The 11,929-nt window shown below is 64.1% G+C and carries 11 protein-coding genes; 5 read left to right on the top strand and 6 right to left on the bottom strand.

Features of this window, described 5'->3' with window-relative positions; translation table 11 throughout:
- Positions 1-31: 31 nt before the first annotated feature.
- Together QA640_RS19405 and rpiA are read right to left on the bottom strand one after the other, a co-directional pair.
- Positions 32-577: a DUF2059 domain-containing protein gene (locus QA640_RS19405; RefSeq protein WP_283042187.1), complete on the bottom strand. Its 546-nt coding sequence runs from the start codon at positions 575-577 to the stop codon at positions 32-34.
- 2 nt (positions 578-579) lie between these two features.
- The gene (gene rpiA / locus QA640_RS19400; protein ID WP_283042835.1) at positions 580-1,293 is read right to left on the bottom strand and encodes a ribose-5-phosphate isomerase RpiA; all 714 of its coding nucleotides are present in this window, start codon (positions 1,291-1,293) and stop codon (positions 580-582) included.
- Positions 1,294-1,475: 182 nt separating this feature from the next.
- Between rpiA and gph the strand changes: the two genes are divergently transcribed.
- The 5 genes from gph (at position 1,476) to QA640_RS19375 (ending at position 6,364) form a co-directional block, all read left to right on the top strand.
- On the top strand, positions 1,476-2,171 hold the full coding sequence (gene gph, locus QA640_RS19395; protein ID WP_283042834.1) for a phosphoglycolate phosphatase: 696 nt from the start codon (positions 1,476-1,478) through the stop codon (positions 2,169-2,171).
- A gap of 130 nt (positions 2,172-2,301) precedes the next feature.
- Positions 2,302-2,796, top strand: coding sequence for a hypothetical protein (locus QA640_RS19390; protein ID WP_283042186.1), 495 nt, complete (start codon positions 2,302-2,304; stop codon positions 2,794-2,796).
- A gap of 108 nt (positions 2,797-2,904) precedes the next feature.
- Positions 2,905-3,939 (top strand): GTP 3',8-cyclase MoaA, encoded by a 1,035-nt coding sequence (gene moaA / locus QA640_RS19385; RefSeq protein ID WP_283042185.1) that lies wholly within the window; start codon positions 2,905-2,907, stop codon positions 3,937-3,939.
- A gap of 284 nt (positions 3,940-4,223) precedes the next feature.
- A complete protein-coding gene (locus QA640_RS19380; protein ID WP_283042184.1) occupies positions 4,224-4,763 on the top strand; it encodes a TRAP transporter small permease subunit in 540 nt (179 codons plus the stop codon).
- Positions 4,760-6,364, top strand: coding sequence for a TRAP transporter large permease subunit (locus QA640_RS19375; protein ID WP_283042183.1), 1,605 nt, complete (start codon positions 4,760-4,762; stop codon positions 6,362-6,364). Before QA640_RS19380 ends, QA640_RS19375 begins: the two co-directional genes overlap by 4 nt.
- Before the next feature lie 58 nt (positions 6,365-6,422).
- Here the strand turns inward: QA640_RS19375 and QA640_RS19370 are convergent, their stop codons facing one another.
- From QA640_RS19370 to QA640_RS19355, 4 genes are all read right to left on the bottom strand, one after another.
- Positions 6,423-7,877 carry an ATP-binding protein gene (locus QA640_RS19370; RefSeq protein ID WP_283042182.1) on the bottom strand — a complete coding sequence of 485 codons (1,455 nt, stop codon included), beginning with the start codon at positions 7,875-7,877 and terminating at the stop codon, positions 6,423-6,425.
- 1 nt (position 7,878) lies between these two features.
- Entirely contained in the window at positions 7,879-8,553 is a 675-nt protein-coding gene (locus QA640_RS19365) for a response regulator transcription factor (protein WP_283042181.1), read from the bottom strand.
- An 888-nt stretch (positions 8,554-9,441) separates the two neighbouring features.
- Positions 9,442-10,530 carry a TRAP transporter substrate-binding protein gene (locus tag QA640_RS19360; RefSeq protein WP_283042180.1) on the bottom strand — a complete coding sequence of 363 codons (1,089 nt, stop codon included), beginning with the start codon at positions 10,528-10,530 and terminating at the stop codon, positions 9,442-9,444.
- Between the two features lie 167 nt (positions 10,531-10,697).
- Positions 10,698-11,786 carry a TRAP transporter substrate-binding protein gene (locus tag QA640_RS19355; protein WP_283042179.1) on the bottom strand — a complete coding sequence of 363 codons (1,089 nt, stop codon included), beginning with the start codon at positions 11,784-11,786 and terminating at the stop codon, positions 10,698-10,700.
- Positions 11,787-11,929 lie beyond the last annotated feature (143 nt).

Below are 11,929 nucleotides of genomic sequence, written 5' to 3'. Positions count from 1 at the left end.
TCCACTCCGACCTCCTTGCCTCTCGCCCGCGTCACATGTCCTTGCCGCGCTTCTTCATCTCGGCGCGGAACGCGGCCGCGACGATCTCGGAGAAACTCTGCGCCCATGAATTCGTGAAGGCCATGCCCTGTTCGATCGCGCGCGGCTCGGCGTTGATCAGCTTCTGTCCCAGCGGAGACTTGTAGAACGCCACGAGATCCTTGAGCTCCTGCTCGGTGAACTGGGCAGCATAGGCCTGCGCCATGCCCTCGCCGATTTCCTTCTCGCGGCCGGCGAGCTGCTGCGCCACCACCGGTGCCAGCTCGTTGAGGTCCTTCTGGTAGTTGAGGTTCTGCCCGATCAACGCGCCTTTGACCTTCTCCACCATGCCGGGAACGGCGTTGGCATACAGCGCATTGGCGTTCTTCATGGTCAGGATTTCCTTGGCCGCCGCCATCGCCGCGGGCGACGCCTTGGGCGCTGCCGCCTGCTGCGCAGCCGCGGGAACGGCGCCAAAAGCCGATCCCAGGCCAGCCAGTCCCAAGGCCAGTCCCAAGCCGAGTCCGGCCACGGGCACCATCTTCAAAACGCACTTCATTCCTAGTCTCCTTTCGGCTTTCGCCGTTCAATCACGCGGATTCCCTCGCTGCCCGCCAGAACGGCCGAGCCGGCCAAGCCGATGAACAGTCCATGCTCCACCACGCCGGGGATCGCACTCAACGCGACCGCGAGCCGCGCGGGGTCCTCGATCCGTCCGAGATGGGCATCGAGGATCCAGTGGCCACCATCGGTGACGAAAACGTGGCCGTCCTTGGCCTTGCGGAGCGCCATTTGCCCGGAAACGCCGGATTGCGCAAATGCCTTCTCGATCGCCCGCCGTGTCGCGCCAAGCCCGAACGGAATGACCTCCACGGGCAGCGGGAAACGGCCGAGCGTCGTGACCCATTTGCTGTCGTCGGCGATGACGATCATGCGATCTGAGGCCGCGGCGACGATCTTCTCGCGGAGCAGCGCGCCGCCGCCGCCCTTGATCAGGTTGAGCTCGGGATCGATTTCGTCAGCGCCGTCGACGGTGATATCGAGGTGGTCGATCTCGTCCAGCGTGGTCAGCGGCACGCCGCAACGGACCGCGTCGGCACGCGTGGCTTCCGAGGTCGGCACGCCGATCACCTTGAGGCCGGCGCGCACGCGCTCGCCGAGCAGCTCGACGAAATGCTTGGCCGTCGATCCGGTGCCGAGACCGAGCTGCATGCCATTGCGCACCTCCTCGAGGGCGCGTGCAGCCGCCTGTCGCTTCAACTCGTCCATGTCCACGTTCGGGCCTGCCCTTTTTGTCACTCTCGAAGGTCTCAACTGGAGGGACCGCCGGAAATAGGTCGTTTTCGGCGGCCTATCTAGCCTTGTTTTGGCCCGGAGAACAGGCCTGCGGAACGAGGTTATAAACTGATCTTATGGCTGCTCCGCTTGCAGAAGCTCCACCTTGTCGGTAGCGCATGATCATGATCGCTCACACCATCGTCTTCGATCTCGACGGCACGCTCGTGGATACGGCGCCCGACCTGATCACCGCGCTGAACCATGTGCTCGACCGCGAGGGCCTGCCGCCCGTGCCGCTGCAAACGGCCCGCAACATGATCGGCGCCGGCGCCCGCAAGCTGATCGAGCGGGGCTTGGAGGCCGAAGGCCGGATCGTCGGCGTCGAGGACATCAACCGGTTGACGGCGGATTTCATCGCCTATTACGCGGACCATATCGCCGATGAATCGCGCCCGTTCGAGGGGCTGGAGGCCGCGCTCGACCACCTCGCGGAGCGTGGCCACCGGCTCGCGGTGTGCACCAACAAGCTCGAATGGCTCTCCAGGCGGCTGCTCGACGCGCTGGGCCTCAGTCCGCGCTTCGCCGCCATCTGCGGCGCCGATACCTTTGGGGTGCAGAAGCCCGACCCGACCATCCTGCGCGAGACTGTGGCCCGGGCCGGCGGCCAGCTCGCTGCCAGCATCATGGTCGGGGACGCCGGAACCGACATCGGGGTGGCCCGGCGCGCGGGGGTTCCCGTGATCGGCGTCAGTTTCGGCTACACCGACGTGCCGATCGAGGAACTCAAGCCGGACCGCCTGATCCATCATATGCGCGACCTGCCGGCGGCGGCAACGAGCCTGATGGAGCGCCTGAGCGCTAAAGCAAGCGCCTGAGATCGTTGCGAAAAAAGACCGCATTAACCATCTATTAACTATGCGTGCCCGGCCCATTGCCTGGGCAAACCGGCGTCACTAAGGTTCGCCCGGAGATTGTGGCTGTTCGTCGCAGTGAGTTGTGATTGTCATGCGTCGTGTGATTGCGATTGCGTTTGCGGGGGCGAGCCTGGCCGGCTGTTCCCCCATCTCGTGGGACATGTTCAAGTCGACGCCGCCCGCCGTCCAGGTCCGGCTCGAATCGAACCCGCCCGGCGCCGAGGCCGTCACCTCGCTCGGGCCGGGCTGCAAGACCCCCTGCGCGGTGTGGGTTCCCGCGCCGGATGCGCCCTTCACCGTCAGCTACACGCTGAACAAGTACCTGCCGGCCTCATTGCCGGTGAACGTCATCAAGCTGCCTGGCGATTTCTCCACACCTGCGTCTGCGACGACCGATCCCAATCCGGTCTTTGTCGAGTTGCAAGCAGCCTTGCCGCCGAAACCGGCGAAGAAGCCGCGTCGGCCGAAGAAGCCGAAGGCGCCGAAGGTAACGGCGCCCGCCGCGGCAGGCTCTCCGTTCCCCGACCCGAACTCGGGCCCGCCTCCCGCCACGCCGCCGCCCACAGCCCCCGCGCCTACGCGCTAATTGGGTGCAGCGCACGATTGTCGGCAATGGCAGGGATGCTTAGATTGCATCCAATGTATTTACCAGCGCGCAAAGCGCGGTGATGGCGATCGTGATAAGGCTTGTTGAATGAACGGACCCGCTGTGAGTCCCCTGTCCCCGCTGGCCAGCCCGATGACCGACCCGTTCGGCCGGACCATCACCTATTTGCGGGCCTCCGTCACCGATCGCTGCGACCTGCGCTGCTTCTACTGCATGTCTGAGGACATGACCTTCCTGCCCAAGGCGGACCTGCTGACGCTGGAGGAGCTCGACCGGCTCTGCTCGGCCTTCATCGCCAAGGGCGTGAAGAAACTGCGGCTAACCGGCGGCGAGCCCCTGGTCCGCCGCAACGTGATGTCGCTGGTGCGCTCGTTGTCGCGTCACCTCGCGAGCGGGAGCTTGCGCGAATTGACGCTGACCACCAACGGAACGCAGCTGGCGAAACACGCCGCGGAACTCGCCGATTGCGGCGTCCGTCGCATCAACGTCTCGCTCGATACGCTCGATCCGCAGAAATTTCGCGAGATCACCCGCTGGGGCGAGATCGACAAGGTCCTGGAGGGCATCGAGGCGGCACGCGCGGCCGGGCTCGCGGTGAAGATCAACGCGGTGGCGCTGAAGAACCTCAACGAGGACGAGCTCCCCTCGCTGATGCGGTGGGCGCACGGCAAGGGCATGGGCCTGACGCTGATCGAGGTGATGCCGATGGGCGAAATCGGCTCGGGCCGAATCGACCAGTATCTGCCGCTCTCGCTGGTGCGCGCGCGGCTCGCCCAGCAATTCACGCTGACGGACTTGAACGAGACGACTGGCGGTCCGGCGCGCTATGTCAGCATCGCCGAAACCGGCGGCAAGCTCGGCTTCATCACGCCGATGACGCACAACTTCTGCGAATCGTGCAACCGGGTGCGCATCACCTGCACAGGCACGCTGCACACCTGCCTCGGTCACGAGGATGCCTCCGATTTGCGCAAGCCGCTGCGGGAGTCCGCCGGCGATGCGCTGCTTGCGGCCGCGATCGACCGTGCCATCGGCCTCAAGCCCAAAGGGCACGATTTCATCATCGACCGCCGGCACAACCGCCCGAGCGTCAGCCGGCACATGAGCGTCACCGGCGGCTAATGGAATGCCGGTAACCTAACCCCCTGACCGTACGTCAATTTGCCCATTTTCCGATTGACGGCGCGCCAAGCCGCTGAAATGGTGCCTCCGCCTTGGCTTGCCCGGCAGCATAAACCGGCGCGACCCTCGATGGTCGCGGTCAAGACGGCAAGGCATCAGGGGGAGGACTATCGCTGCAATCGCTACGGACGATGAGCCGTCAAGTCGCGTGCATCCGCACGCCGGCTGAGCGATGCACGTGAAATGCACCCCAATGAGTAAGGGCCGCGGCGGAGAAAAGTAAGATGCGTCCATTGTTGGCGGTGAGCAACGCCATCGACCTCCTCAATGAAAAGATCGGCAACATCTGTAACCTGCTGGTGCTGCTGGCGTGCCTGGTCAGCGCCGCCAACGCGATGATCCGCTACGCCTTCAGCTACTCGTCGAACGGCTGGCTCGAACTGCAATGGTACATGTTCGCCGTGCTCGTGATGTTCGGCGCGTCCTATACCTTCAAGCGCAACGAGCACGTCCGCGTCGAGATCTTCTATCTGATGCTGTCCGAGCGCGGCCAGCTCTGGCTCGACCTGATCGGCACGCTCTTCTTCCTGATCCCCTCCTGCCTCCTGCTCGCAAAACTCTCCTGGCCGTTCTTCATGCAGGCCTATGACGTCGGCGAGATGTCCGGCAATGCCGGCGGCCTGATCCGCTGGCCGATCAAGTTCGTGATCCCCGCAGGCTTCGTGATGCTGGCGCTGCAGGGCGTTTCCGAAGTCATCAAGCGTATCGCGGCTCTCAAGGGCTATGTGACGATCGACGCCAAGTACGAGAGGCCGACCCAATGACGATTACGCTGGAGATGATGCCGCCGATGATGTTCGGCGGCCTGGTTCTGGCGATGCTGATCGGTTACCCCGTCGCCTTCACCTTGGCGGCGCTCGGCCTCTCGTTCGGTTTTCTCGCGATCCATCTCGGCTTCTTCGACCTGAATTTCCTTCAGGCGATTCCGGGCCGCGTGTTCGGCAGCGTGCTCGCCAACGAGCTGCTGCTCGCGATCCCCTTCTTCACCTTCATGGGCTCCGTGCTGGAGCGATGCGGGCTGGCCGAGGACATGCTGGATTCCATGGGCCAGCTGTTCGGTCCGATCCGGGGCGGCCTCGGTTACTCCGTCATCATCGTCGGCTTCATCCTCGGGGCCATCACCGGCACGGTAGCGGCGCAGGTCATCGCCATGGCGCTGATCTCGATGCCGGTGATGATCCGCTACGGCTACAATATCCGCTACATCACCGGCGTGCTGGCGGCCTCGGGCACCATCACGCAGCTCGTGCCGCCCTCGCTGGTGCTGATCGTGCTGGCCGACCAGCTCGGCAAGTCGGTCGGTGACATGTATCTCGGCGCCTGGGGCCCATCGATCTTCCAGATCATCCTGTTCGCCGGCTACACATTTGCGCTCGGCATCATCAAGCCGAGCCATGTTCCGGCGGTGCCGAAAGAGGCGCGCACGCTGACCGGCTGGGCGCTGTGGAGGAAGTGCCTGCTCGGCATCATCCCCTCCGCGGTCCTGATCTTCGTCGTGCTCGGCACCATGATGCTGGGCCTTGCGACGCCGACCGAGGCCGGCGCGATGGGCGCGGTCGGCGCCATCGTCCTCGCCGCGATCCACCACAAGGACTTCTCCTCCACGGGACGCAAGATCCTGATCATCGGCGTCATCACCGCCGGCATCGGCACGATCGTCGCGATGCTGTTCAGCGAGAATATCGTCTTCAAGATCGCCTATGCGATCACCTACCTCGCGGTCGCCTGGATCTGCATCGAGGCGGCGCGCATCCCCGACCTGCGCGACCTGATCAAGCAGGGCTACGAGACCACCATGCGCATCACCTGCATGGTCACCTTCATCCTGATCGGCTCGACCTGCTTCTCGATCGTGTTTCTCGGCTGCAACGGCGGCGTCTGGCTCGAGCATCTGCTCACCTCGCTGCCCGGCGGCGTCTGGGGCTTCCTGGTCTTCATCAACCTCTTCATCTTCTTCGTTGCGTTCTTCCTCGACTTCTTCGAGATCGCCTTCATCATCCTGCCGATGATCGCGCCGATCGCGCAGAAGGTGCTGGCGCCGGTGGTTGGTCCCGACGCCGCGCTGATCTGGTTCGGCGTCATGCTCTGCGTCAACATGCAGACCTCGTTCCTGCATCCGCCGTTCGGATTCGCGCTGTTCTACCTGCGCGGCGTTGCGCCGCGCTCGGTGAAGAGCTCGGACATCTACTGGGGCGCGGTGCCCTGGATCGGATTGCAGATGATCATGGTGCTGCTCGTGATCGTCTTCCCGTCCGTGGTGACGGGCCTGCTCGACAAGCCGGTCAATGTCGACCTGGACAAGGTGAAGATCGAGGTGCCGCAGATCGACCTGCCCCCGCTCGACCTCGGCCCGCCGCAGAAGTAGTCCGGGCGGGCCGACACGGACCACATTGACCAGCGGACGTTCATGACGATGGGCCTCGTCATGAACGCGGTTGTGGTTGGCCGGTGCCATCGCTGTACCAGTCGCGGCCTTTGCGATGCGCTTGCCGGAGATCGCTGACGCGGCGATCTCGTCCCTCCTCGGACGAAGGAAGATGCCGCCGGTCGGCCTCGCTATCTTTTGCCAGCTTGAAGCACAATGTGAACTGCGCGCCGCCGCCAGGGAGGTTTTCGACGGCGATGCTGGCCGCATGATCCTCCGCGACGCCGCGCACGATCGACAGCCCAAGGCCCGCGCCGTCGCTGCGCTGGCGGTCGGCGCGCCAGAAGCGCTGGAAGATCAGCTCGCGCTCGGCCTCCGCGATGCCCGGGCCGCAGTCGCGTACCCGCACCACACCATCGCCGCTGACCTCGACGTCGACGGCGGTATTTTTCGCCGTAAACTTGATGGCGTTTTCGGCGAGGTTGAAAATCGCCCGTTGCAGCATCTCGGAATTGCCGTGGATCAGGACCGGCGCATCGGTGCCCCGCAGCGCGATATCCTTGTTCTGGGCGAGCGCCAACGGCGCGATCGAGCCGATCACCTCGGCGCAGACGGCGCGCAGGTCCGCGGTCTCGCCGGGATCGAGCACCAGCGTATCGAGCTCGGCGATCTCCAGCAGCTGCGCGACGATCCGGCTCATGCCCTCGATATCGGCATGCAGCGCCTCTCTGGCCACGCCATCGCCCAACGTCTCGATCCGTGTGCGCAGGATCGCAAGCGGTGTGCGCAGCTGATGCGCGGCGTCCGCGGTGAACTGGCGTTGCACGCGAAAGCCGTCCTCGAGCCGGTCGAGCGCCTGGTTGACGGCGGTGACCAGCGGCAGGATCTCGCGCGGGATCTGCTCCGTCGGAAGGCGGATATCCGTGCGCGCCGGGCCGATATTGCTCGCCTCCTGCGATGCCTTCAGCAGCGGCGAGATGGCGCGGCGGAAGATGATGATGTCGGTGGCGAGCAGGACCAGGAGGATCGGAATCGTGATCCAACCGACGCGGCGGAAGAAATTGGCAACGATGTCGTCGATGATGACGTCGCGATGGGCAAGATCCTCGGCGACCTGGATGCGCACGGTCTTGCCGTCGACCTCGCGGGTGACGCCTGCGCCGGATATGGTCTCCGAGGCCGCGGCGCCGGTCTTCTTGTGCGAAGAGAACAGCACGCGGCCATCGGCGTCGCTGATGTCGTATTGATAGCGGCCATAGGCCTCCGAATAGAGGCCCCGCAGGCTGTCAGGCAGGTTGAACGTGATCCTGCCGTCCGGTTGAACCGCGATGCGCTCGCCCAGTACCTCGGCCTGCGCGCGCATGGCGGCGCGATGCAACTGCCCGATCTCCGAGTTCAGCAGCCAGAACAGCACCAGCGGCAGGAAGATCGCGACCACGGCGATCGCGACGATGTGCAGGAAGACGATGCGCCAGATCAGCGATTTGAACGTCGGCGATCGCAGGCGCGCCACGCTATTTCTCCTCGGCAATCAGATAGCCGACACCGCGGATGGTGTGGATCACCACCCTCGCGCCATGCTCGGCGAGCTGCTTGCGCAACCGCGATACGTAGACCTCGACCGCATTGGAGGCGACCTCGCCCTCGAGCCCAAAAATGTGGTCCTCGACGTTCTTCTTCGGCACCACCCGCCCCTGGCGCCGCAGCAGGATCTCCAGCACCGAGGTCTCGCGCGACGAGATGATCCGCGGCTGGTCGTCGACGAAGATCTGCCGGCTCTCGGTGTCGTAGACGAGATTGGCAAGGCGCAGCGAGCGGCCGAGCAACTGGCCGGGACGCCGCAGGATCGCCTCCAGCCGCGCCACCAGCTCCTCCAGCGCGAACGGTTTTGCGAGGTAATCGTCGGCGCCGCTGCGCAGGCCGTTGACGCGATCCTGCAAACCGCCCCGCGCGGTCAGCACCAGCACCGGCAGCGGGTCCATATGGCGGCGCAGCTCACGCAGCACCGCAAGGCCGTCGCCATCGGGCAGGCCGAGATCGAGGATCATCGCGGCGTAGCTGACGTTGCGGACCGCCTCGCGCGCTTCAGTCGCGGTGCTGACGATGTCGCTCTCATAGCCAGCCGCCGTCAGGCCGTTCGCGACGAGCCGCGACAGCTCGACATTGTCCTCGACGATCAGAAGGCGCATTCGTCCAATCCGCGATTGCGAGAGGCGCAGCCGAGTGGTCCACGCCACGTGGCCGATGTCTCTCATCATTCGCTGGCTTCGGCCAGCAAAAAAGCGTGAGCCGGCCATCGACCGGCCTGCGGCTACCCGTAAGGTAAGCGTCAGCCAAGGCTGATAACAGGGTTCCGCCTTTTGCCACGACGATTGCCTCGCTGTGCCCCTGCCGCACGGTGAGCGGTGGGTTGTGCGCAAATGCATCCGAAACCAGGGTGAAGAGGTCATGCATTTCGCATCAAGCATGCGGGCTTTGCGGCGAGCGTTGCTGCCGTAGCCGTCCTCGTCGCCAGCGCCTGGCTGCACACGCGCACGAACGAGGTGCGCTCGGCCAAGGCGGCCCAGTCGGCCGCCGAGGCCGCTCGTCCTCCTGTCAGGCTCGTGTAAGGGGGCGCAACCGGAAATCCGCGATAGGTCGAACATCACCGCTCTGCCTCGAAGCGAACGTCAACGTCCGGCGAGAAGACTTGCGCGCCGTCCACAGCCTTTGACGCGCCTCTCAGCGGCCCCGCTATCGGCCCAATTCGGATGACGAACGATCTCCCTCTTGCGCGGCTGTCGGGGCGATAGCGGGTACCGGAAGCGGGGATCTGTGGATTTGTGAGGGACGCCCCGTCGGGGTGTCACCACGGGACGATCTCTCGATGATTGCATTTTGCCACTGATTTGCCCGACGTGTCAACCAATTTCGGGAAATGCGCAGCTCGCGTCGCGGCAACGCCCCTCCTCCTTTGCATGGGGTTGTTTTTCAGATTTTGGTCGGCGCCCCGCCAGGGAACGCAAAAGCCCGGCCTCGCATCGCAAGACCGGGCTTTCGTGCTCGACGGGAGATCGTGCCGCGGCGCGCGGGTCACGTCAGCTCTGCGAGTGACGCGCCATGAAGATGTCGTAGCCGACCTCGGCGACCTGAAACCAGGCGTAGCTGTCGTTGGAGAACTTGGTCAGGGACTCGTAGACCTTCTTGAAGTTGGCGTTGCCCGCGCTGACCTCGCTATGCAGTTCCTTGGCCGCCTTGTAACTGGCATCCATGATCGGCGGCGGGAAGGCATGCAGCTTGGCGCCATTTGCGAGCAGCTTGCGCAAGGCCAGCGGGTTGGCGTGATCATAGCGCGCCATCATCCAGTTGTTGGCGTAATGGCCAGCCTGCTCCAACACGCTCTGATAGAATTTCGGCAGCGCGTTCCATTTGTCGAGGTTGACGAAGGCGAGCAGCATCGGACCACCTTCCCACCAGCCAGGATAGTAATAGTGCGGCGCGATCTTGTAGAAGCCGAGCTTCTCGTCATCATAAGGACCGACCCACTCGGCACCGTCGATGGTGCCCTTCTCCAGCGCCGGATAGATGTCGCCGCCGGCAAGCTGCTGCGGCACCACACCGAGTTTTTGCAGGACGCGGCCAGCGAATCCGCCAATGCGGAATTTCATGCCCTTGAGATCGTCGGGCGTGGTGACCTCTTTCCTGAACCAGCCGCCCATCTGGCAGCCGGTGTTGCCCGCAAGCAGCGAGATCACGTTGTAGCTCTTGTAGAACTCGTTGAGCACCTCGCGGCCGCCGCCCAGCATGTACCAGGCCTGGTTGATGCGCATGTTGGGGCCGAACGGCACGGCAGAGCCGAAGGTGAAAGTCGGATCCTTGCCGAAGTAATAGTAGGACGCGGTGTGGCCGATCTCGCAGGTCGCGTTCTGTACGGCGTCCAAAACCTGCAGGCCCGGCACGATCTCGCCGGCCGCGAAGATCTGGATCTGGAATTTGTTGTCGGTCGCCTCCGCAACCATCTTGCACATCATCTCGGCGCCGCCATAGAGCGTGTCGAGCGATTTCGGCCAGCTCGTCGGCATGCGCCATTTGATCTCCGGCATCGATTGCGCGATGGCGGGAGCGGCGAGTGTGGCGGCGCCGGCAGCGCCAAGTCCGGTAACTTTGATGAAGTCTCTTCTTTTCATGTTTCCCGCCCTGATGGTTGCGATTGCGAGCCTTCTTGCCGAGGCTTGCGGGCAGCATGGAACATCCTGGTACCGATTTCCATCCCGGTAATCGCGGGGAAACGCAAAAAGCCCGGTCTCGCGAGGAGATCGGGCTCATGCAGTCTTACGACCTTTGGCTTAGGTGATCAGCCGCGGGTACGCGAGCGGATCATGAAGCTGTCGTAGGTGTATTCGGCGACCTGCCACCACAGATATTCATCCGAGCGGTAGGCCTGCATGGCGTCGATCGACTTCTTGAAGTCGGGGTTCTTGGCCGAGATCTCGGCCCACAGCTCATTGGTCGCCTTGAGGCAGGCTTCGAGCACCTCGTTGGTGAACGGACGAAGCTGGGTGCCGCCGGCCACCAGGCGCTTCAGCGCCGCCGGGTTCTGCATGTCGTAACGCGCCGCCATCCAGGTGTTCGCGTTCGCGGTCGCGTTGGTCAGGATCGCCTGATAGTTCTTCGGCAGCGCATTCCACTTGTCCAGGTTGGCGAAGGCATGCACCATCGGACCGCCCTCCCAGAAGCCCGGATAGTAGTAGTACTTGGCGACCTTGGCGAAGCCGAGCTTCTCGTCGTCATAGGGACCGACCCACTCGGCCGCGTCAATGGTGCCCTTCTCCAGCGCCGGATAGATGTCGCCGCCGGCGAGCTGCTGCGGCACCACGCCGACCTTCTGGAGCACCTGACCGGCGATGCCGCCGATGCGGAATTTCAGGCCGGAGAGATCGGCGACCGTCTTGATCTCCTTGCGGAACCAGCCGCCCATCTGGGTGCCGGTGTTGCCGCAGGGGAAGCCGATCACGTTCGACTTCTTGAAGAACTCGTTGCCGAGCTCGGCACCGCCGCCCTGGTACCACCAGGAGTTCTGCTGGCGCGCGTTGAGGCCGAACGGCACCGAGGCGTAGATCGCAAACGTCGGGTCCTTGCCGACGTAATAGTAGGACACGGTGTGGCTCATCTCGACCGTGCCGTTGGAGGTCGCATCCAGCGCCTGCAGGCCCGGAACGACTTCGCCGGCCGCGAACACCTGGATCTGGAACTTGTTGTCGGTCATCTCGGCGACGTACTTCGCCACCTGCTCGGCGCCACCATAGATGGTATCGAGCGATTTCGGAAAGCTCGACGTCAGGCGCCACTTCACCTCGGGCGAGGACTGCGCAATCGCCGGCGAGGCCACCGCGGTCGCCGCCGCGCCTGCTGCCGACACTTTCAAGAAATCACGACGCTTCATCTTCAGGTCTCTCCTTGCTGGGGCGTTTTCCCCGACGTGTCTTTTGCCGCCGCTTGTCTCGGCGATCCGTGATGGCCTCTTCGAACCAAAGGCGCTTGACTGCCGGGGCCTTTAGCACGGAAGCCCGGCTTTCGGAACGCGAC

The sequence above is a fragment of the Bradyrhizobium sp. CB82 genome, assembly GCF_029714405.1.
In the GTDB taxonomy this organism is placed as follows: Bacteria; Pseudomonadota; Alphaproteobacteria; order Rhizobiales; family Xanthobacteraceae; genus Bradyrhizobium.
The sequence above is the reverse complement of the archived record's forward strand: the minus strand, read 5'-3'. Positions and strand labels throughout refer to the sequence as shown.